Source organism: Janthinobacterium sp. NKUCC08_JDC, from assembly GCF_019345575.1.
GTDB classification, from domain to species: Bacteria; Pseudomonadota; Gammaproteobacteria; order Burkholderiales; family Burkholderiaceae_D; genus Janthinobacterium; species Janthinobacterium aestuarii.
Map to the genome: position 1 here is coordinate 1 of NZ_JAHKQW010000072.1, position 223 is coordinate 223.

The window sequence follows — 223 nt, forward strand, 5'->3', positions numbered from 1 at the left end:
CCGCAGCTTATCGCAAGCTACTACGTCCTTCATCGCCTGTAATCGCCAAGGCATCCACCATGTGCACTTATTCGCTTGTCCCTATAACGTTAGCCTCTTCATTCTTTCAAACGAAAAGAGCGCTACAGGGATAAGAAAGTACAACGTTGTTGCTTGTTTGTTGATACATACAATCATTACCCATCGATTCGCTTTTTACGGCAAACCGATCAATAAATAATCT

Annotated in this window: 1 rRNA gene; it reads right to left on the minus strand. The window is 42.6% G+C overall.

The window, feature by feature from the left end:
• A 23S ribosomal RNA gene (locus KO538_RS29800) occupies positions 1–81 on the minus strand; the annotation flags it as partial.
• Positions 82–223 lie beyond the last annotated feature (142 nt).